General features: G+C 55.9%; 19 protein-coding genes. 7 read left to right on the top strand and 12 right to left on the bottom strand.

Features of this window, described 5'->3' with window-relative positions; all coding sequences use genetic code 11:
* Positions 1 to 14: 14 nt before the first annotated feature.
* The 4 genes from ADIMK_RS18790 to ADIMK_RS18775 all read right to left on the bottom strand — a co-directional run bounded on the left by ADIMK_RS18790 (position 15) and on the right by ADIMK_RS18775 (position 4,538).
* Complete coding sequence (locus tag ADIMK_RS18790; protein WP_036191283.1) at positions 15 to 806, bottom strand: SDR family oxidoreductase; 792 nt, start codon at positions 804 to 806, stop codon at positions 15 to 17.
* The gene (locus ADIMK_RS18785; RefSeq protein ID WP_036191281.1) at positions 796 to 1,032 is read right to left on the bottom strand and encodes a putative signal transducing protein; all 237 of its coding nucleotides are present in this window, start codon (positions 1,030 to 1,032) and stop codon (positions 796 to 798) included. The genes ADIMK_RS18790 and ADIMK_RS18785 overlap by 11 nt, the downstream gene beginning before the upstream one ends.
* Positions 1,033 to 1,061: 29 nt before the next feature.
* A complete protein-coding gene (locus ADIMK_RS18780; RefSeq protein ID WP_036191278.1) occupies positions 1,062 to 3,266 on the bottom strand; it encodes an OsmC domain/YcaO domain-containing protein in 2,205 nt (734 codons plus the stop codon).
* Between the two features lie 93 nt (positions 3,267 to 3,359).
* On the bottom strand, positions 3,360 to 4,538 hold the full coding sequence (locus tag ADIMK_RS18775; protein ID WP_156043001.1) for a BaiN/RdsA family NAD(P)/FAD-dependent oxidoreductase: 1,179 nt from the start codon (positions 4,536 to 4,538) through the stop codon (positions 3,360 to 3,362).
* Positions 4,539 to 4,787: 249 nt separating this feature from the next.
* On the opposite strand from ADIMK_RS18775, the gene ADIMK_RS18770 reads away from it, so the two are divergent.
* Both ADIMK_RS18770 and ADIMK_RS18765 read left to right on the top strand, forming a co-directional pair.
* Entirely contained in the window at positions 4,788 to 5,552 is a 765-nt protein-coding gene (locus tag ADIMK_RS18770) for a fructosamine kinase family protein (protein WP_036191272.1), read from the top strand.
* Positions 5,533 to 7,530 carry a DNA topoisomerase III gene (locus ADIMK_RS18765; protein WP_036191270.1) on the top strand — a complete coding sequence of 666 codons (1,998 nt, stop codon included), beginning with the start codon at positions 5,533 to 5,535 and terminating at the stop codon, positions 7,528 to 7,530. The genes ADIMK_RS18770 and ADIMK_RS18765 overlap by 20 nt, the downstream gene beginning before the upstream one ends.
* Before the next feature lie 8 nt (positions 7,531 to 7,538).
* On the opposite strand, the gene ADIMK_RS18760 is transcribed toward ADIMK_RS18765, so the two are convergent.
* The 5 genes from ADIMK_RS18760 to arsC form a co-directional block, all read right to left on the bottom strand.
* Entirely contained in the window at positions 7,539 to 8,447 is a 909-nt protein-coding gene (locus tag ADIMK_RS18760; RefSeq protein ID WP_036191268.1) for a LysR family transcriptional regulator, read from the bottom strand.
* A 78-nt stretch (positions 8,448 to 8,525) separates the two neighbouring features.
* Complete coding sequence (locus tag ADIMK_RS18755) at positions 8,526 to 10,187, bottom strand: SufS family cysteine desulfurase (RefSeq protein ID WP_036191266.1); 1,662 nt, start codon at positions 10,185 to 10,187, stop codon at positions 8,526 to 8,528.
* Positions 10,171 to 10,554 carry a DUF2069 domain-containing protein gene (locus ADIMK_RS18750; protein ID WP_036191265.1) on the bottom strand — a complete coding sequence of 128 codons (384 nt, stop codon included), beginning with the start codon at positions 10,552 to 10,554 and terminating at the stop codon, positions 10,171 to 10,173. Before ADIMK_RS18750 ends, ADIMK_RS18755 begins: the two co-directional genes overlap by 17 nt.
* Positions 10,555 to 10,558: 4 nt before the next feature.
* Entirely contained in the window at positions 10,559 to 11,158 is a 600-nt protein-coding gene (wrbA, locus tag ADIMK_RS18745) for an NAD(P)H:quinone oxidoreductase (protein WP_036191264.1), read from the bottom strand.
* Positions 11,155 to 11,505, bottom strand: a complete 351-nt coding sequence (gene arsC, locus ADIMK_RS18740) for an arsenate reductase (glutaredoxin) (protein ID WP_197027583.1) — start codon at positions 11,503 to 11,505, stop codon at positions 11,155 to 11,157. The genes wrbA and arsC overlap by 4 nt, the downstream gene beginning before the upstream one ends.
* A gap of 110 nt (positions 11,506 to 11,615) precedes the next feature.
* Between arsC and ADIMK_RS18735 the strand changes: the two genes are divergently transcribed.
* The 3 genes from ADIMK_RS18735 to ADIMK_RS18725 all read left to right on the top strand — a co-directional run bounded on the left by ADIMK_RS18735 (position 11,616) and on the right by ADIMK_RS18725 (position 16,354).
* Positions 11,616 to 12,848 carry a YihY family inner membrane protein gene (locus ADIMK_RS18735; RefSeq protein WP_036191262.1) on the top strand — a complete coding sequence of 411 codons (1,233 nt, stop codon included), beginning with the start codon at positions 11,616 to 11,618 and terminating at the stop codon, positions 12,846 to 12,848.
* Positions 12,849 to 13,136 (top strand): acylphosphatase, encoded by a 288-nt coding sequence (locus ADIMK_RS18730; protein WP_036191261.1) that lies wholly within the window; start codon positions 12,849 to 12,851, stop codon positions 13,134 to 13,136. It begins immediately after the preceding gene.
* A gap of 131 nt (positions 13,137 to 13,267) precedes the next feature.
* Positions 13,268 to 16,354, top strand: coding sequence for a bifunctional diguanylate cyclase/phosphodiesterase (locus ADIMK_RS18725; protein WP_036191260.1), 3,087 nt, complete (start codon positions 13,268 to 13,270; stop codon positions 16,352 to 16,354).
* Here ADIMK_RS18725 and ADIMK_RS18720 read toward each other — a convergent pair.
* From ADIMK_RS18720 to ADIMK_RS18710, 3 genes are all read right to left on the bottom strand, one after another.
* On the bottom strand, positions 16,347 to 18,059 hold the full coding sequence (locus tag ADIMK_RS18720; protein ID WP_036191258.1) for a proline--tRNA ligase: 1,713 nt from the start codon (positions 18,057 to 18,059) through the stop codon (positions 16,347 to 16,349). The genes ADIMK_RS18725 and ADIMK_RS18720 overlap by 8 nt on opposite strands.
* Positions 18,060 to 18,111: 52 nt before the next feature.
* The gene (locus ADIMK_RS18715; RefSeq protein WP_036191257.1) at positions 18,112 to 18,642 is read right to left on the bottom strand and encodes a 2-thiouracil desulfurase family protein; all 531 of its coding nucleotides are present in this window, start codon (positions 18,640 to 18,642) and stop codon (positions 18,112 to 18,114) included.
* A 142-nt stretch (positions 18,643 to 18,784) separates the two neighbouring features.
* Positions 18,785 to 19,216, bottom strand: a complete 432-nt coding sequence (locus ADIMK_RS18710; RefSeq protein ID WP_036191255.1) for a MaoC family dehydratase — start codon at positions 19,214 to 19,216, stop codon at positions 18,785 to 18,787.
* A 124-nt stretch (positions 19,217 to 19,340) separates the two neighbouring features.
* Between ADIMK_RS18710 and ADIMK_RS21810 the strand changes: the two genes are divergently transcribed.
* Positions 19,341 to 20,024 carry an ABC transporter ATP-binding protein gene (locus tag ADIMK_RS21810; RefSeq protein WP_081849866.1) on the top strand — a complete coding sequence of 228 codons (684 nt, stop codon included), beginning with the start codon at positions 19,341 to 19,343 and terminating at the stop codon, positions 20,022 to 20,024.
* On the top strand, positions 20,021 to 20,794 hold the full coding sequence (locus tag ADIMK_RS18700) for an ABC transporter permease (protein ID WP_036191253.1): 774 nt from the start codon (positions 20,021 to 20,023) through the stop codon (positions 20,792 to 20,794). The genes ADIMK_RS21810 and ADIMK_RS18700 overlap by 4 nt, the downstream gene beginning before the upstream one ends.
* Positions 20,795 to 20,819: the final 25 nt, after the last annotated feature.

Raw genomic sequence — 20,819 nt, 5'->3', positions numbered from 1 at the left:
GCAGCTGTCCTGGACTACCAAACGGTCTTGATCAGTCCACCGTCAACGGCCAGTGAAACGCCCGTGATATAGCTTGCTGCATCGGATAGCAGGAAGGCACAGGCCTTACCGACTTCATCGGCATCGCCGAAGCGCCGCATCGGTAGTTGAGCGGCCATCTGGGCATTGTGTTCCTCAACACTTACACCACGTTTTGATGCTTGTGCCTGATTGGTTCCGCGCAGACGGTCAGTGTCAATTTTGCCCGGAATCAGCGTGTTAAGCCGGATGTTGTCAGGGCCCAGCTGTTGCGACAGCGATTTGATCAGTGATGTGACGCCCGAGCGCATCACGTTGGACAGAATCAGGATATCGATCGGCTCTTTAACGGAGGAGGAGGTGATGGCAAGAATCGAACCTCCGCCGGAGGCACGCATGCTCGGCAGGACTGCACGGATCATCCGCACGCTACTCATGAGTGTCAGCTCGAAGGCGCTTTGCCAGTCATCGTCATCAAAGCTGTCGAACTGACCGGTTGGCGGGCCGCCTGCGTTAACCAGAAGCCCCTTGACGGGGCCGAGATCGCGTAGCGTATCCTCGGCCCATTGCTTGATACTCTGTGCGTCACCTGCATCGAACGTATAGGCTTTGACTGTCGCGCCGGTCTGCTGCCGTATCGTTTCCGCTGCGGACTCTATCGCCTGTTTGTCGCGGCTTGCCATCGACACGATTGCGCCTTCGCGTGCGCATTCAAGCGCCGTCGCATAACCCATGCCTTTGCTGGCGGCCGCAATCATCACCACCTGACCTTTCAAGTTAAGATCCATGTTGCTCCTCGTTATGGCTGTTACGCTCGTATTCTTCGACCAGTATGCGTGCGTCGAGAAAGTCTTCGTTGCTCACTTGTACCTGTGCAAGGTTGAAGGTACCGACTTCTCCAAACGCACCCTGAAGGTAATGGCCGGCGACATGGGCGTCTATACCATTGGCACGTAGCATTCCGGCGACAATGTGCGCCTCGGCGATATCCTGTGCGTGATAGACAATCAGCATGATGACTCCGGCGGTATCCTAATTATCAGTTATCCAGCATTATTCAGGCCGTTGGACGCTTTGGCGGCTCTTGCTGCGTGCAGCTTTTTGTAGCTCTCGATAAGCCTCAGGTGCCGGTCCAGGCCTTCCAGTTTCATGCTGGTCTCACTCAGGCCGTAAAATTTAACATCGCCGGTCAGGGAGCCGACGGCCGCCTCCATTCGCTCAGTCCCGAACATCCGGGTCATGTTGGGCAGGTAATCCTCCAGCTCCAACTCTTCATCCAGTGCGATATCAAGTACGGCGTTGAGAGCCTGGAAAAACAGCACACGTTCAACAGTATTGTCGTTGTAGTTCAACAGTTCCAACACCAGATCACGCGCCTCTTCGTAATGAGCAAGCGCCAGATATATCAGGGCTTTAAGCTCGCCGACGACAAGCTGCCCCCACACAGTGTTGTCGTCAAACTCAATACCTATGAGTGTTCCCACTTCGGTGTAGTTATCGAGTTCGCTCTCTTCAAGGCGCTCGACAAGGTCAGCCAATGCATCCTCGTCCAGCGAGTGGATGTTCAGAATATCGGAGCGGAACAGTAGCGCTTTATTGGTGTTGTCCCAGATCAGATCTTCGACCGGATAGATTTCCGAGTAGTCGGGCACCAGTATTCTGCAGGCGGACGCGCCGAAGTCGTCAAATGCCGCGATATACACCTCTTTGCCGAGATCTTCGAGGATCGCCATCAGGCGGGCATTTTCCTCTTCGTTGGTGCCGGAGAAATCCCATTCGCAGAACGCGTAATCATGCTTGGCGCTGAAGAAGCGCCAGGAGATCAGCCCTGTCGAGTCGATGAAGTGCTCAACGAAGTTGTTCGGTTCGGTCACTGCAAGGCTGTTGAACGTGGGCGGAGGCACATCGTTGAGGCCCTCGAAACTGCGGCCCTGAAGCAACTCGGTGAGGCTGCGCTCCAGCGCCACTTCAAAGCTTGGGTGCGCCCCGAAGGAGGCGAATACTCCGCCGGTACGCGGGTTCATGAGGGTGACGCACATCACCGGGTACTGGCCGCCCAAGGACGCGTCTTTGACGACAACCGGAAAGCCCTGCTCTTCAAGCCCCTTAATGCCAGCGAGGATTCCGGGGTATTTCTCAAGTACATGGGTTGGTACGTCTGGCAGTACGATCTCCTGCTCGATGATCTGTTTCTTGACCGCGCGCTCGAATATCTCGGACAGCCCTTGTACCTGCGCTTCGTAAAGATTGTTGCCAGCACTCATGCCGTTGCTGACAAACAGGTTTTCGATCAGGTTGGAGGGGAAGTACACCACCTCCTGATCGGACTGGCGCACGTACGGGATGGCGCAGATGCCACGCTCAATTGCTCCTGAGTTGGTGTCGATCAGGTGTGAGGCACGAAGCTCCTGTTCTGGGTCGTAAATCTCAAGGCAGTACTCATCCAGCAACCCTTCGGGCAAGGTGTCATCAGGGCCCGGTTTAAACCACTTTTCGTTGGGGTAGTGAACGAAATCACTGTTGGCGATCTCTTCGCCAAAGTAGTGATCATTGTAGAAAAAGTTGCAGCTGGCACGCTCGATGAACTCGCCCAGTGCCGAGCACAGGGCACTCTCCTTGGTTGCGCCTTTGCCATTGGTGAAGCACATGGGGGAGGCCGCGTCACGAATATGCAGTGACCATACGTTGGGCACGATATTGCGCCAGGACGCCACTTCGATCTTCATCCCGAGTTCGGCAAGAATGCCGGTCATGTTGGCGATGGTCTCCTCCAGCGGGAGGTCTTTGCCGAGGATGTAGGTGTGAGCGTCGCTGTCCGGGTTGACCGTGAGCATGGCCGAGGCGTCTTCGTCCAGGTTTTCAACCGTCTCGATCGCGAATTCGGGGCCTTGCTGGACGACCTTTTTCACCGTGCAACGGTCGATGGATCTCAGAATCCCTTCGCGGTCTTTGTCGGAGATGTGTTCGGGTAGCTCAACTTGAATCTTGAACGTCTGGTTGTATCGGTTTTCAGGGTCGACGATATTGTTTTGCGCCAACCGGATGCCGTCAGTGGGTATATCGCGTGCCAGACAGTACACGCGCACAAAGTAGGCAGCACACAGCGCAGAGGAGGCGAGAAAATAGTCGAACGGGCTCGGCGCTGAACCATCGCCCTTGTAGCGTATGGGCTGGTCGGTGGTCACCGTGAAGTCATCGAATTTGGCTTCAAGGCGCAGGTTTTCCAGAAAGTTTACTTTGATTTCCATGATGAGTGTTCTTGCTTAATTCGTTGATTCTATTGAGCACTTAACGGCAGTGCCCAATATGCGTTAATTGTCAGCTGATATGTGCTGCGGTGCTTATGCTACTTGCCCCGCGGCAACCCCGGATGCCCATGCCCACTGGAAGTTATGCCCGCCCAGATGGCCGGTCACATCGAGGCATTCACCAATGAAAAACAGACCGGGCACCTTGTTTGCTTCGAACGTCTTTGATGACACCTCGCCAGTTTTGATGCCCCCCAGTGTCACTTCGGCCGTTCTATAGCCTTCAGTGCCACTGGGCTTGATGCGCCAATGTTGGAGTTGGTCGGCAAGACGGGTCAGTACCTTGTTGCTTTGGTCTGCCATGTGGCCTGCAAACTGCCAGTGTTCACACAGCGCCTGGACAACCCGTTTGCTCATCAGCGTTGACAGTACTGTTTGCAGCTCGGCTTTTGGGCGGCTCTCCCGTTGCTGTTTCAGCCATTCGAACAGCTCCATATCCGGAAACAGGTTGATTTCGATCTCATCGCCCGGGTGCCAGTAGGAGGATATCTGCAGGATCGCAGGGCCGCTCAGGCCACGATGAGTAAACAGTAGGGCCTCGCGAAACGTTTTGCCATTGCAGCTGACGCTGATCGGGTGAGATACACCCGAGAGCGGTTTCAGATATTCGAGGTCGGCTGGTTGCAAGGTGAATGGGACGAGCGCCGCACGCGTCTCGTTCACCTCAAGGCCAAATTGATGGGCGATCTCATAGGCGAAGCCGGTGGCGCCGCCATTGGGTATCGACAAACCGCCCGTTGCGATGACGACGGAGGTGCAAAAAACCTCACCGCTGCTGGTGACAAGTCGAAAACCAGGATTCTGATGCTCAATGCTCTCAACGCGGGTTTCAGTACGCGTCTCCACTCCCGCCCACTCGCATTCAGTCAACAGCAGTTGCAGAATCTCGCGGCTGGATTCGTTGCAGAACAACTGCCCCAGCGTTTTTTCATGAAACTCTATGCCGTGACGCTCCACCAGTTCGATAAACTGTGCCGCCGGATAGCGGCTCAGCGCCGACTTGCAGAAGTGCGGGTTGTCGGAGAGAAAGTTGGCCGGGCTGTTATGGATATTGGTGAAGTTGCAGCGGCCTCCGCCGGACATAAGAATTTTACGGCCGAGTTTATTGGTGTGCTCGATCACCAGCACGGAGCGGTTGCGGTAACCGGCCGTTGCCGCACACATCAGGCCTGAGGCCCCTCCACCAATAATCACTACATCGTATTGCGACAAAGCCAGTACTCACGCTCCAGGGTTAGGTCGGCGATTCTATCACGCCCTGTACTACGGCTCCTTATCCGTGCGTTACTTGGAGCTGGGTGAATTGGCAAAGTCGCAGCGGTTGCGCTACCGTCCATTGCGACGGAGGGCCTGAATCAGGGGGCGCGTCTGTATAATCAGCGGCGGAAATATAGAACCTTCACTGCTGCAGCAGTGCATAGGTCAATGACAGCGGGCTCATCTGGCCACACACAGTTAGCAATGCACAGTTTTGTTAAAAGGAACCCGGTAAAGGGTTCAGATCGTATTCTGAAAGAGGCGCAGGGGCTGGAACTGCTCGAGAGAACGCTACGCGAGGCGAGCATAGGGGAGTTATCGGTGCCCGCGCGCATTGCCGTCGAGAGAGAGCAGCTTGAGCTAGAGTGCGTATCGTCAGCCCCACCTACTGATCGGTTGATGAGAGATTTGGGGCGAGGGTTGGCGAGGCTGCATGCGCTAAACGGCCCCGCTTACGGGTTGGAAGAGAACAACTACATCGGGCTCTCACCCCAGAAAAACGGCTGGAGTGATGACTGGGGCACGTTCTTTGTTGAGCGCCGCCTTGGTTTTCAGATCGAGCGGATATCGGATAGCCGTTTAAGGCAGCGGTTTGAACATGCGCTGGCCTCTTATCGAGCGGCGTTGATCGCTATGCTTAATCGCCATGTTGATGCACCGGCGCTGGTTCACGGGGATCTGTGGTCCGGCAATGTGCTCTTTGACAGCCAAAGGGTATGGCTGATCGATCCTGCGGTTTACTATGCGGACCCGGAAGTGGATCTGGCAATGAGCGAGATGTTCGGCGGCTTTAGCCCCGCGTTTTATGCAGCCTATCAGGAAGTGCGCCCGTTATCGTCCATCTATCCGTTTAAGCGTCGTATCTACAACCTTTATCACTATCTGAATCATTACAACCTTTTTGGCAGCAGCTATCTGCCGGGGTGCGAAGAGGGGCTGGCGGCGCTCGATGAAACTCTACATTGCTGAAAAACCTAGCCTGGCACGTGCGATTGCGGCGGTATTGCCGGGGCCGCAGAAGCGGGAGGATGGGTATATCCGATGCGGCAATGGCGATCTGGTCAGCTGGTGTATCGGACATCTGCTTGAGCAGGCCGAGCCTGAAAGTTATGACCCGGCCTACAAGCAGTGGCGTTACGAGCATCTGCCGATTGTGCCTGACAAGTGGAAGTTAAAGCCCCGGCCCAAGGTCCGTGGCCAGCTTTCTGCACTTAAAAAACTCACCAAGGATGCGGACCAACTCGTGCATGCAGGAGACCCTGATCGTGAGGGGCAGCTACTGGTGGATGAGGTGATCGAGTATCTGGGTGTTCCGGAGTCGAAAAGGCGCAGTATGCAGCGTCTGCTGATCTCCGATCTGAACCCTTCGGCAGTCAAGCGGGCATTGGAGAGGCTCAAGCCCAACAGTGAATTCGTTCCGTTGTCGGTATCTGCTCTGGCGCGTTCACGGGCAGACTGGCTGTATGGAATCAACCTTACCCGAGCGCTTACGTTACAGGGGCGGCGCGTAGGCTTCGATGGGTTGCTGTCCGTCGGCAGAGTACAGACCCCTGTGCTGGGGCTTGTGGTGGAGCGTGACCGCGCCATCGAAGCCTTCGTCAGTAAACCTTTTTTTGAAGTGCTGGCCCATCTGCAGACAGAAGATGCACAGACCTTCAGCGCACAGTGGCAACCCAGTGAAGCCTGTGCACGCTGGCAGGATGACGAGGGGCGCGTGCTCAGTCGTGATCTGGCGCAGAATGTGGCAAGCCGTATCACCGGCAGGGAAGCGTTGGTAGAAAGCGCCACGCGCAAACCCGGTCGACAGCCACCGCCTTTGCCTTATAACCTGTCGGCGCTTCAGATCGACGCATCGAAGGCGTTTGGCATGAGTGCTCAGGGCGTGCTGGACGCCTGTCAGTCACTCTATGAGAAGCATCGGCTGATTACCTATCCGCGCTCTGACTGTCGTTACCTTCCCAAAGAGCACCATGCCGAGGCCACTGCTGTTTTCAACGCCATTCGCCAGAGTGCGCCGACCTTGGCCGGTGCGGTTGCCGGTAGCGACAGTACCATCAAGGGTAGGGCTTGGAACGATGCCAAGGTCGAAGCGCATCATGCCATTATCCCGACCGCTAAAAGTGCGCGTGAGGGGACGTTGTCGACAAGTGAGGCGAAAGTCTACGAATTGATTGCGCGCCAATATCTGATGCAGTTCTATCAGAACTGGAGCTACAACGATACGGAACTCACCTTTCGAATTGAGGGCGGGGTGTTTATCGCCAGAGCACGGCAGACAACCGATCCGGGGTGGCGGGCGTTGTTGGGCAAAGTGGCGGATGAGGCCCCTGAGCTTCCGCTTTTGTCGGTGGGGGACCGGCTTCTATGTGAGCGAGGTGAAGTGGTCGAAAAACAGACGCAGCCTCCCAAACCTTTTACCGATGCCACTTTGCTGGCAGCCATGACGGGGATTGCCCGCTTCGTTGCTGATCCTGCCTTGAGAAAGGTGCTCAGGGAGACCGATGGGCTGGGAACAGAGGCGACCCGTGCGGGGATTATTGAACTGCTGGTGACACGAGGTTACCTGAGCCGCCAAGGCAAGAGCATACGCTCTTCTGCTGCCGGACGCGGTCTTATCGACGCCTTGCCCGCACAAGTCCAGAAGCCCGATTTGACCGCCCATTGGGAGTCGTCACTGGATGCGATGGCACGACGGGAAGGACGTTACGATCAGTTTATGTCGGCACTGAACGATTCGCTGAGCGAGCTGATAAATCAGTTGGGTGCGAGCACCCCGGAGAGTCTGCGGGGGATTGATGCGCCTAGAAAACGCCGTTTCACAAAAGGTAAAGGCGGCGCGCGCAAGGGAGCATCCAGCGCGAAATCGGATGGAGCTGCCAAGCGAGGAAGCAAGGCGGGTGCTGCAAGTAGACGGCGCAGCACCCGAGCCGTGAGTTCAAAAACGTAGCGAGCCTGTCAGGCATCCCGGTTGCAGTCCGATACCCAGGGGTGGGCTTCCAGGCGGTCCATCATGTGATCGAGGAAGGCACGCACCCTGGGCGTCAGGTTGCGTCGGCTGGTATAGAGCGCGTTGATTTCGGTTGGCGTAACATGGAAATCACGCATAACGGGCACAAGCTTGCCCTGTTCAACCAGTTCATCCACGAACACATGCGCCAGGCGAATGATGCCGACCCCCTGCACACCCATCTCTCGCGCGAAACTCATGCTATTGGTACGCATCTGTTTTCCGAAGGTGGCGGGTTCACCTTCGTTCCAGTCGGTGAAACGCCAGCTATCGAAGGGTTTGACCAGCGTAACGCACTGGTGACGGGATAAATCGTCGGGCGTGACGGGCTCGCCATGCTTTTGAAGGTACGCGGGGCTTGCATAAAGGCCGCGGCTGAGTGTGGCCACCTTTCGGGCGATCATCGACGAATCAGGCAAAGGCCCCACCCGAAGTGCCAGATCCATACCCTCTTCAACGAGGTCGACTGTACGTGTGCTGAGCTCAACATCGACCTCAAGCTCGGGGTACTTGTCCATGAAACTGGCGATAACGCCATTCATTAGATAAATGCCGACTTCGGTCGGCATCGTCATGCGCAAACGGCCGCGCAACTCGCTTGAGTCGGCGGCTATTTCGTCGCGAACCAATTGCAATTGATCGATCAGGTCGCGACTGCGCTCGAACAGTTCAAGCCCCTCGGGGGTTAGCTTCAGCTTGCGGGTCGTGCGCTGAATCAAGCGGGTGCCGAGGCTGTCTTCCAGTTGCGCGATGCGACGGCTGATTGTCGATTTCTGTACATTGAGCGTTTCCGCTGCTGAGGTGAAGCTTCCTGTTTCGACCACGCGAATAAACAGGCTGAGGTCATTCAGATTCATCGTTACGAACTTTCCTGTACAACGGTTGGGCTTGTGCAACTTTACAGCCTGGAGTACGGGGAGACTCTCGATGCCGGATTAAACTGCCGGTTGGCTAGACCGTGCAAACTCCAGCAGTGCGTCGATCATGGCATTGAGCCCATTGCCTCTTGTCGGGCTTAAGTGGCGCTCAAGGTCCAGTTCGGCAATTTGGCTACGCAGATCCAGCGCCAGTACCTCTGAGGGTTCAAGGCCATTCACGGATTCGAGCAAAAGTGCCAGTAAGGCACGCAGTATACGCCCTTCGGCATCGGCACAACACGCCAGACGGCCATTCTCATCAAGCAGGGTGACAAGCCAGACCCGAGACTCGCACCCGTGCAGTCGGTGTTCGTCGGTTTTCCACTCCTGAGGCAGAGCGGGCAGGCTGGCGCCTAAATCCATTAATGCCTGGTAGCGTGCGTTCCAGCCTTGTGCTTGATAGACCTTTTGTAGATGTGCGGGATCGGCATGCACAGTGGATGGAAGGCTTATCTTGGCATGGCGACTGCTGATAAGCTCATCCAGCGCAAGCACGAGTTTGTCGGCTTCATCAATGGTGTTGTAAAACGCGAACGAGGCGCGAACGCTGCCGGGAATACCCAGTGCGCTCATCAGCGGCATGGCACAGTGATGACCAGCGCGCACGGCTATACCTTTTCTGTCGAGCCAGATTGCGACATCCTGTGGGTGCAGGCCCTCAATCAAGAAAGAGCTCAAACTGACCTGATCGGTCCCTGAATTCAGACGGCGAAATCCCGGCAAGCTGGAACACCCCTCAAGGGTGTGGTGTAGCAATTGCGCTTCGTGTGACTCTAAAGCCGTACGGTCCAGATTGCGCAGATAATCAATCGCCGCGCCAAGACCGATGACCCCACTGATATCAGGCGTACCCGCTTCGAATCGGAATGGCAGTCCGGCAAATCGTGTGCCCTCAAAACTGACCGACTCGATCATCTCTCCGCCACCTTGCCAGGGCGGCATCTGTTCGAGGATCTCTCTGCGCGCCCACAAAGCGCCGATGCCAGTCGGTGCGAATAACTTGTGGCCTGAAAACGCATAGAAATCGCAGCCGATGGCCGAAACGTCAATGTCGAAATGGGGCAGGGCTTGTGCGCCATCGATCAGTGTAGGAACGTCGGCAGCACGGGCCAGTGAACACATCTGCTGCATGGGGAAAATCGACCCCAGCGCATTGGAGGTATGGGTCAGAGCCGCGATGCGCGGTTTGCGATCCAGCAAGTGCTGAAAGAGTGTCAGATCAACCTGACCATCGGCGCAGGGTAAGACGTCGATTACGGCATTGCAGGCTTCGGCGACCATCTGCCAGGGCACGATATTGGCATGGTGTGCGCACTCCATGACCAGTATTCGGTCGCCAGACTGAAGAAGCGGGCGCAGATAGCTCTGGGCGACAAGGTTGATCGCCTCGGTGGTACCGCGCGTCCAGATAATTTCCTCGGCTGTGCTTGCACCGATCCATTGCGCCAGATCTTTGCGTACCTGCTCGAATGCGGTGGTCGCCTGAGCTGACAAGGCATGGGCTGCGCGGTGCACATTCGAGTTATAGCGCTTGTAGTATTGGCTGACCGCGTCGATGACCTGACGCGGCTTCTGGGTGGTCGCTGCATTGTCGAGATAGACCAGCGCTTGCCCGTGTACGCGAGACGAGAGGATGGGGAAATCCCGTCTGATGCGGATGGGGTCAAACTTGCTGGGCATTACTTTGGGCACGGTTTAGCTGACTTTTCCAGCGGGCATAGAGCATGGCGCTGGTAAACAGCGTCGCCAGCAACAGTGATTCGATAAGACCGAGCCAGCGAGTGTTGGGTACAAGCGCGGCCAAGACGGCTTCCATGAAATACAGCAGTAACACAAAGCAGAGCCAAGCGTGACCGCGTGGCTGGCCCTTCAGGACTACGGGCAAAAACGCCATCAGCGGCAGCATGTGAATCAGCCAAATGACCCAGGGGTGTTCTGACTTCGCCGGTACCAGCACAAGATACCAGAGGCTGAAAAGTATCAGCAGACCAAAATAACTGCTCAGCGTCAGCCAGCGGCTGGCTCGGGTTTTACAGGCAAGTGACATGAGATCAGGTATTCCTTAATGAGCGAGCCAAACGACCCAGACGACGCCCCTGCGCCTGACAGAGTTCCTGTTCGGTGGGGCTGATATCCTGTTGGCCTTCAGTGCCGGCGACATGTGTCGGGCCGTAGGGGGTGCCTCCAGCGTCGGTGCTGTTGAGCCCGTCTTCGCTGTAGGGCAGGCCGGCGATTACGCAGCCGTGGTGGAGCAGAGGCAACATCATGCTCAGCAGTGTGCTCTCTTGCCCGCCATGCAAGGATGCACTGGATGAAAAAACACAGGCTGGCTTGTCGATCAGAGCACCCGAGAGCCAGAGGCTACTGGTCGAGTCGATAAAATATTTCAACGGGGCGGCCATGTTGCCAAAGCGTGTAGGGCTGCCCAACGCAAGGCCCGCGCAGTTGGCGAGCTCCTGCTCTGTACAGTAGGGCGCGCCTGCGTCGGGCACTGACGGTGCCGTGGCTTCACAGTTGGCAGACACCGCCGGCACTGTTCGCAGCATTGCGCGCATGCCGCTCTCTTCGACGCCGCGCGCTATATGCCGTGCCAAAGCGCGAGTCGCGCCGTGGCGGCTGTAATAGAGTACGAGGACGTACGGTTCGCTCACTCCAGAATCTCCAGCACGGACTCCGGTGGGCGGCCGATGCGTGCCTGATCGCCATTGATGACGATAGGGCGTTCAATCAGTTTCGGGAAGCGGGTCATGGCCTCAATAACGGCGTCATCATCCAGCGATGCGTCGTCCAGACCGGCTTCTTTGTACTCGGCTTCTTTCTTACGCAACAGATCCCGTGCGGAAATACCCAATTTTTCTATGATCGCCTTGAGCTCGGCTGCGGAGGGGACGTCGTTCAGATACTCGCGTACTTCTGGCTCGATGTTGCGCTCCTGAAGCAGGCTGAGGGTCTCCCGTGACTTCGAGCAGCGGGGGTTGTGATAGATGGTGATCGGCATGGCAACTCCGTTGGGCACTTTCATTGCTGTGTTTTGGGGGTATTGTATAGAGTTGTCAGACGGTTACAAAGCCGAGAGCGCCGGTAAAGCTCTCGCCAAGAGGATTAGGAATGATCAAGCGCCCGCTGCCAGTCGCACTGCTTTTTATTCGGGATTTGGTACGTCAGTACAAGGCCAATCAAGGTATTCTCAACGCCGCAGCACTGACCTATACAACGCTGTTTGCCGTGGTGCCGTTGATGACGGTCTCTTATGCAATGCTGGCAGCCGTACCTTCGTTTCAGGGCGTGGGGGAGGTGGTTCAGGGTTGGGTATTCGAGAACTTTGTGCCCGCAACTGGTGCTGTCGTACAGGAACATCTAGCCGGATTTACTGCTCAGGCGCGCAAATTGACGGCGGTGGGAATTGTGTTCCTGCTGATCACCTCGATCATGATGATGAAGAATATCGAGGCAGCCCTCAATCGTATCTGGCGCGTTAGCGAGCCGCGCAAGGGGATGTCCAGCTTTCTTCTGTACTGGGCGGTTTTGAGTCTTGGGCCGTTGTTGATCGGTTTCGGGTTGCTTCTGACGTCATACGTTGCATCACTGCCTTTTTTCAATGATGCAACGGCGGTCGTGGGACGCGCCCGCGTGCTTGCATTATTCCCTCCGCTTTTGTCGACGCTCGCATTCACTCTGCTGTATGCAGCCGTACCCAATTGCAGAGTGCCGATCCGAAATGCCTTGATTGGCGGCGCGGCGGCCGCGTTGATGTTTGAGCTTGCCAAGCGCGGATTCGCGCTGTTTGTGACTCAGTTTCCGTCGTATGAGCTGATCTATGGGGCGTTTGCTGCTGTACCGCTTTTTCTTGTGTGGATTTTCATCTGCTGGACGATAGCGTTGCTCGGTGCAGAGCTGTCTCGTGCGTTGACAATCTATCAACCCGGCAATCGAAGCCGTCGCGAACCCCATTTCTATACGTTGCTATCAGTGCTTGAACGGCTCTGGCAGGCGCAGCAGCGCGGCGAACCGGTTGAGGATAGTGCGCTATTACAGGAGGTGCCGGCTTTGGACCAGGGGCGCTGGGATGACTATGTTCAAATTCTGCTGGCAGAGGGCTTGGTTCGCAGAACCGAGCAGGGGCATTACCTGCTAAGTCGCGACCTTAATAACTTCACGCTTGCTCAGTTACAGGCATTGTTGCCTTGGCCGTTACCGGCGGGGTTAACCAACCCTGACAGTGATTGGAAACAGAGGGTCTGTGAGCGTTTGGATGAACTCAGTCAACGGCGTGTAGAAACACTCGATTTAACCCTTAGTAAACTGTTTAGTGGATCGGTAACACAAGAACAGGAGGATTGAATGGCCGAAATCTGTATGCAGGTAGTTGTGTCAGGGCGCGTTCAGGGCGTGTGGTTCCGCCGTTTTACGCAGGAGCACGCGTTGGCCGGCGGCGTAACAGGGTGGGTGCGCAATCTTGCTGATGGGCGTGTAGAAGCTATGCTGTGTGGAGACGAGCGTGCGGTACGTCACGTTGAAACATGGTTAAGTCGTGGTCCCGATATGGCGCGTGTTGACAGAATGGATACGCAAGAGGTGTCGTTGAGAGCGTTCGAAGGGTTTGAAATCAGGGAGGATGAAGGGCACTAACGCCACATGGAGTTCGTCGCATGTTGCTGGCCTGATTGTGCGCCGAGCAGGGTCTACACTTAAGGGGTCTTGCCTGCCTATACGCAGTCGCGGGTTAAGGGATACGGAACAGCAACGGAGCATAGGGATTTATGCAGCTGAAAACCAGAACGGCAGCCTGGGTTGCCTTATCGGTCCTGACTCTTTTCTTGCTGGGTGTAATTGGCTTTTGGTCGTTGGATTACAGCCAGCGCAAGGATATCGAAGCCAGTCGCACGGCTGAGCGAGCGACGGCGGCTGGATATGCTATTTCACGCCAAATCAACTCTATCTTTTCTGACCTTATCTTTTTTGGACAGGGCGCTGCATTCCGTGAGCTTCAGATTGATCCCACAGCGGATCGCGGAGATCTGGAGCAGATCTGGTTGCAGTATCTATCAGAGCGACCCTATCTTCAGCAGTTGCGTTATTTAACCGAAGAGGGAAGGGAGCGCATCAGGGTGCACCGTGTGGCCGGCCAAGTGCGTGCTGTCGCTACGAAGGGCCTGCAGGATAAGTCCGCACGTTACTATTTTCGCCAGGCATTACAGTTGGAGCCTGGGCAGTTGTACCTGTCGCCGCTGGATCTGAATGTTGAGAATGGGGAGATAGAGCGACCGTTTCGTCCTATGGTGCGTTTCGCGCTGCGTTTGGCAAGCGGCCACCGTCTCGAAGGCGATGGCATGTTGGTGCTTAATGTCGATGCCAATTATCTGCTCAGGCCTCTGCTTGATATGGGTATGGCACCGGGTGAGCTGTTGTTGGCAGACAGTTCGGGGCGTCTGCTGATCGATAGCAGCGGCAAGCCTTACTGGGAATTGGGCCATGAGATCCCTAATGGACAGCTATCAACCACCTTGTTTGATATCGATTCAGGAGCAGAACCGCTGATTGTCAAAGATGGGGGTGATGTTACCGCAAGGGTTCGTCTCTCAGTTAAGTCTGATCCACTTGGTGATCAGGCGCTGAAAGCTGTTCATGCGACATCCATGCCCTGGTACGTAATCGTTCACGGCCATACACCGTTCCTGCCGTTGCAACAGTCTGTTCTGCAGCTTGTGTGGTCGTTGATGCTGCTGCTTTCCCTGTTTTTTCTGTGCATCCAGTTACTGCGCCGATCGTTTCAGGCCGAACGGGCGCTGGTTCAGAGCCGCTATTTCGAAAAGGTGGCCAAGGAGAGAGCCCGCGAGAATGAGTCCATGATCGCCCAGCTGGGGGAGGGCGTGCTGTTGTTCGATCAGGACCAGCGATTAGTACGTGGAAATAGCGCAGCGCAACGGTTGCTGGAGGGGCGGGTCGAAGCGTTCGATGACTCGTTGGTCGCGCACATGGCGTTGCCCGAGCTGTGCAGGTTCGGGCATTTGCAGGCGGGGCCCGCCGAGCTGGTGATGGAGTCTGATCCGCCCCGATTGATTCAGGCGTGTGTCTCCCATCTGGTCATGGATGCACAGCCCCATCATTTGGTGGTGCTCTCGGAGCATGGGCGCGTGGACAGTACCGGTCGTCAGGTGTTCCAAATGGGACAGATGTTGGATGCATCTGAAGAGTTGATCTTGCTGCTCAAAGCGGATTTGACGCTTGAGTACATCAATGCTCGTGCAAAGGAACTTCTGGGCATCAGAAGCTGTGTTGAAATGCCGGTGAATTTCGCCGATTTGGGTTTCCATCTTGACGATGACCTGCGTGTATTGATGTCCGGCTTGACCCATGACGGCGCTAGAACCGAAGGCGGCGGTGAGCTGCTCCGGGCTGGCAAAGCGCGCTCGATAGGATTTGTTATTCACAGGCTTTGCCATTATCAGGGCTCGCTGCATTTCGAGATGAGGATACGTGATATCACTCAATACATGGAGGCAGAGGAGTACCTCAATCGGCTGGGTGAGAATGATCTGCTTCGCGTGATGGCGAGTCGAGTGCAGTTGGCGCGCCAGTTCGAGACGCTAATGGCACCCGGCAAGCGCTTGGCGTTGATGGTTGTCGATATAGACCGCCTGCGCATGATCAACAACAGTCTGGGCTACCGAGCGGGTGATGTGGCGATTCGGCAGTTCAGCCGGCGGTTGGTGGAGTCTGCGCCCAGCGCCCTTGTCGCGCGTTTAAGTGCCGATAGCTTTGTGCTGGTGTGCGACGGTAACGAGGCGCTGGTATTCGAGCAGATCGAGGCGATCAAGGCCAATATGGTTCAGCCAATGGAGCTTGCCGGGCAGCTGATCAAAATAAGTTTTTCGACCGGGATCGCCTATTGGCCAGAGCACTCCCGACAGTTTGAGCCCCTGTTGCAGGCGGCTCTGGTGGCGCTTAACAAGATTAAGGGAATGCGTGGACAGGTGTCGGTGTTTGAACCCCACTTTGCCGATACGAATCGGGAGCAGCTAAATCTGGAGGAGTACCTCAAAAGAGCGATCGAAGAGAAACGATTTGAGCTTTGGTATCAGCCTATCGTGAATGCGGCCAACGGCCGTATAGAGGAGTTTGAGGCGTTGATGCGTCTTAGGGATGAAGGGGGGGATTTGATCAGCCCCGAGCGTTTTATCCCTCTTTTGGAAGAGAGTGGTTGGATCATGCTGATTGAACCCTGGTTGTTAAGAGCCGCCGCGTCGGCCGCATCCCTACTGTCGCGGCGTGTCCCGGGAGGATGCTGTGTGGCCGTCAATATCTGTGGCCAGCAACTGCTCGACAATGGCTTTATAGAACGCATCCTGAGAATACTTGAGGAAACAGCGTGCGAGCCGGGTTGGATTTCGCTTGAGGTGACCGAGCGCCAGTTCCTTGAAAACCCAGAGCGCGTCATTCAGGTGTTGCAGGCGCTTCGTGAGCTGGGGATCAGAGTTGCCGTAGATGACTTTGGTACCGGGTATTCATCGCTGGCCTATGTCAAACGATTGCCAGTGGAACACCTGAAAATTGATCGCGAGTTTATACGTGAGCTGCCGCATTCGGAGCCTGATAAGGCGATAGTGCGCTCAGTGGGGCGTATGTGCGATGGTTTGGGGATGCGTGTTATAGCCGAGGGGGTTGAAACGAAGGAGCAGATGCAGTGGCTATATAATCACCGCGTATTCCTGTATCAGGGGTATCTCTTTGCCCGTCCGGCTCCACTGGAGTCCTGGTTATCGGAAGAGGCTTTGGCGATGGTTGTAAGGCCTTTGAAAGAGGGGCGCGACACAAGCAGTATCGAGCCCCAGTCTTCCGTTAGCTGAACTGGCTCAGCAGGAACTCCAGCGCTTCGTCGACGCTGATGTCGCGTGACTCGGCGTCACGGCGCGCTTTGTATTCCAGAGTGCCTTGGCCGAGGCCTCGGTCTGAAATGACAAGACGGTGCGGGATGCCGATCAGTTCCATATCAGCGAACTTGACCCCTGGGCGTTCCTTGCGATCATCCATCAGCACATCAACGCCGGCAGCGGTCAGTGCTTGATAGAGTTCATCGGCTTTCGCACGAACCTCTTCGGACTTGTCGTAGTTCAGAGGAACCAGCGCGACGGAGAATGGCGCCAGAGGCTGAGGCCAGACAATCCCTTTTTCGTCGAAGTTCTGCTCGATCGCTGCGGCGACGACACGGGTAACGCCGATGCCGTAGCACCCCATTTCCATGTTGATGGCCTTGCCGTTTTCGTTCAGTACGGTGGCATTCATGGCGGCTGAGTACTTGTTACCCAGCTGGAATACATGACCGACTTCGATGCCGCGTTTGATAACAAGCGTGCCTTTACCGCAGGGGCTGGGATCGCCTTCGACGACATTACGCAGGTCTGCAACTTCAGGAGTCGGTAGGTCACGTTCCCAGTTGATGCCGAAGTAGTGCTTGTCTTCGATGTTGGCACCGGCACCGAAATCGCTCATTGTGGCGACACTGCGATCGATAATGCAGGGGATCGGCAGATTTACCGGGCCCAAAGAGCCGGGGCCAGCACCGATGACTGAGCGGATCTCTTCTTCGGTTGCCATGCGCAGAGGTACGGCCACTTGGGGCAGCTTCTCTGCCTTGATTTCGTTCAGTTCGTGATCGCCGCGTACGAGCAGTGCGACGAAGTCAGCATCTATCTCATCGCTGGCTGCAACAATCAGTGTCTTGGTGGTCTTCTCAATCGGTAGTCCGAAGCCTTCAACCAGGTTTGCGATGGTTTTGGTATTCGGAGTATCAACCAGTGTCATCTCCTGTGTCGGCGCTGAGCGCTCGCCGAGGGGCAGAGCTTCTGCAAGCTCAATGTTTGCCGCATAGTCGCTGCTGTCGGAAAACGCGATGTCGTCTTCGCCGGAAGAGGCCAGAACATGAAACTCATGCGAGAAACTGCCGCCGATAGAGCCTGTGTCTGCCAGTACAGGGCGGAAATCCAATCCGAGACGGCTGAAAATTCTGGTGTATGCCTGATACATACGGTCGTAAGTTTCCTGCAGGGACTCACGATCGATATGGAAGGAGTACGCGTCCTTCATGATGAATTCGCGAGAGCGCATTACACCGAAGCGCGGACGAATCTCATCACGGAACTTGGTCTGAATTTGATAGAAATTCGCCGGTAGCTGCTTATAGCTCTGGATTTCGTTGCGAACCATATCGGTGATGACCTCTTCGTGGGTGGGGCCCACGCAGAACTCGCGCTGGTGACGATCGCTCACGCGCAGCAATTCAGGTCCATACTGCTCCCAACGACCTGATTCCTGCCACAGCTCGGCTGGCTGGATCGCGGGCATCAATACTTCCTGAGCGCCAGCAGCGTCCATCTCTTCACGCACGATACGCTCGACTTTGCGCAGAGTGCGCAGCCCCAATGGCAGCCAGGTATAGAGCCCTGCTGCAACTTTGCGGATCATGCCCGCGCGCAGCATAAGCTGGTGACTGATGACCTCAGCGTCCGCCGGGGTTTCCTTGAGGGTGGCGATCAGATATTGACTTGCTCGCATGGTTTCGCTTGTCCCAAATGAAAAATGGCGTCCATTTTATGGGGCATGCCGCTCAGCCACAAGTCGAACCGTGACGATAGTTATCGGATTGGGCCGAAGGCGGTGATGCTGTATCCGCAAGACGGGAGCTCATAAACTCGATGAGTTCCTCGATCTCGTTCTCGTTGAAAACAGGGATGCCACCTCTGATCAGTTCGTGTGCACTGACGCCGGGGGCGTTGACTTCGGTGCCTGAAAAGTTGCCGTCGTAAGTGGTTCTGTTCCCGCATGAGGGGCTTCGCGCTTTCATCAATGCACACACACAGTTGTGCTCTCGCGCTATATCGGCTGTAAGCTCAGCACCGGCCAAATACTGTGGGGTAAAGTCTCGGCCATCGCCGGTGCTGACCAGAATCGGAAAACGGCTTTGAATTTCGGCAGGCGGGCGCGGGGTGGGGAGACCGCCGAGCACTTCAGGGCATACCGATATAAGGCGGCCCTCACTTTTCCAGCGTGCGATAGTGGGGTGTTCAATCAAGCAATGTCCGCCATCGTAACGGACCTGGGCGCCTAAAAGGCAGGCGCTGACCAGTATCTTATCCATGAGTCCTACTCTTCCGGTAAGTTTTTATTCTTATTGTAGGGGCGGAAGTTTAAGCCCTGATTGCAGCCGGGCACAAATCTACTTTGGTCCAGTCGGCTGCATAGGGCTTTGCGGAGGGAAAACTCCCGGCGCACGCGATGCCTTATTCGGGCCGAGAATCTACCATGAATGTTGCTTCACCGGTTGCGACCAGCTTTTCGCCAACGTGAACATCGGTGCGGCAGATGACACGTTTACGGCGCTCGTTGATCTCTGTAACGGTCAGCGTGGCGCAGGCTGTATCGCCGATATGCACAGGTGCCTTGAACTTGATCTGCTGATCGACGTAGATGCATCCCGGGCCTGGCAGCCGGGTACCGGCAACAGTTGAGATTAGAGCGGCGCTGAACATGCCATGTACGATGCGACCGCCGAAGGGGGTCTGCTTTGCATACTCTTCGTTCACGTGCATCGGATTGTTGTCGCCAGAGATGCCTGCAAACATGTAGACGTCAGATTCGGAGATTGTCTTGGCAAAAGAGGCACTCATGCCAACTTCGAGGTCCTCGAGATAGTAGCCGTGCAGGTCTTGCATGATCGATGTCCTGTTATGTCGATGATCGGTTTGCTGTCCGTATCCTGAGTGGAGTCGGTTATATCGACACAAAGGATACGGCTAATATGTTGCAATACAGGTAATAAGAGCAGGATTGTAGCCCATGGTCCATAGGGTACGAAGGGGGGGCGTGACAGCTGCGCCGATAGTCGAGCTTAAGGGGCTTGCGTTGAAGCGGGGTGATGTATCCCTCTTAGAGTCGACAGACCTGGCGCTGTGTGCGGGTGAGAGACTGTTTATCACCGGGCCGTCTGGGTGTGGCAAGTCGACACTGCTAAGGCGAATATGCGCGCTGGAGTCTGGCTCTGAAAATCAGGTAATGGTGTATGGACGGCCTGTATCTCAGTGGGTTATTTCCGATTTGAGGCGCACAGTTGCCTATCTTCCGCAGATACCCGTAATGGTCGAGGGCAGTGTTCGGGACAACCTGCGCCTTGCGCTCTCCCTGCGGGTCTACAGCGGCGTTGAGTTGCCTGATGATAATTTGCGGGAGGGGTTGGCCAGCCTTGATCTCGATCTGGATCTGGGCGCCGATGCCAGCCGACTGTCGCCGGGGCAGAAGGCACGTGTAGCCCTGTTGCAGCGCCTGCTGCTGAAACCCGATGTAATGCTATGTGATGAGCCTATCGCATCGCTTGATAGTGCTAATGCCGATCGGGTGATTCGGGCGCTGCAGCGCGCGGGTGCGGAGGGTATGGCTCAGATCATCGTGAGTCATCAACCGCTCTCCGATTTTCCCGGTCGCCGTTATCAGTTGATCGCTAAGCGGCTGGAGGCTAATGCATGAATGTGATCGATATTGGCTGGTGGCAGTTGTCGCTCTCGCTGGTGTTTATCCTTTTAGCTGCAGTTGCGTCGATTATCTATCGCCTTGGTATGGAGCGCGATCTGCTGGTTGGTACTGTGCGAACCTTCGCTCAGTTGGCGTTGGTTGGATATGTGCTGCAGTTTGTGTTTGACATCGAGCACCCTGCGCTGATTCTGCTGTTATATCTCTGGATGCTGTTCTGGGCAGCGCATGCGATCCATGGCCGGGTTGCTGAGCCTGAAGTGTCCATATTCGGGCCTACGTTCGTTTCCATGGCGGTGACCTTTACCCTGATAACAACGGTGGTTACGAGTCTCGTTGTGCAGGTGGACCCCTGGTATCGACCGCAGTATTTCATACCCTTAGGTGGAATGATCGCGGGCAATGCCATGAATGCTATCTCGCTTTCGCTCGAACGGTTGCTCAGTAGTTTGAGGGGGCGGCGTTCAGAGGTCGAGTTGATTCTGTCGTTGGGTGGAACCTGGCAGGAGGCTGCCAGGACGTTGCGCAGTGACGCGATCAAGGCCGGGATGATTCCATCGGTTAACGCGATGATGACGGTTGGGCTGGTGTCGTTGCCGGGGATGATGAGCGGGCAGATTTTGGCCGGTGTCGATCCCGCGCAGGCAATACAGTATCAGATTTTGGTGATGTTGATGCTTGTAGGTGCTACCGCGCTTGGAACCCTGATTGTAGTGAACCTAATATTGAGACGGTGTTTTACCCGCTATGATCAGCTCAGGCTCTGAGTTGCTGTCGCGTCGCATTAAAATG

Source organism: Marinobacterium lacunae, from assembly GCF_000705555.1.
Lineage (GTDB): Bacteria > Pseudomonadota > Gammaproteobacteria > Pseudomonadales > Balneatricaceae > Marinobacterium_D > Marinobacterium_D lacunae.
Note: the sequence above shows the minus strand (reverse complement) of the source record. Positions and strands in the feature narration are given on the sequence as shown.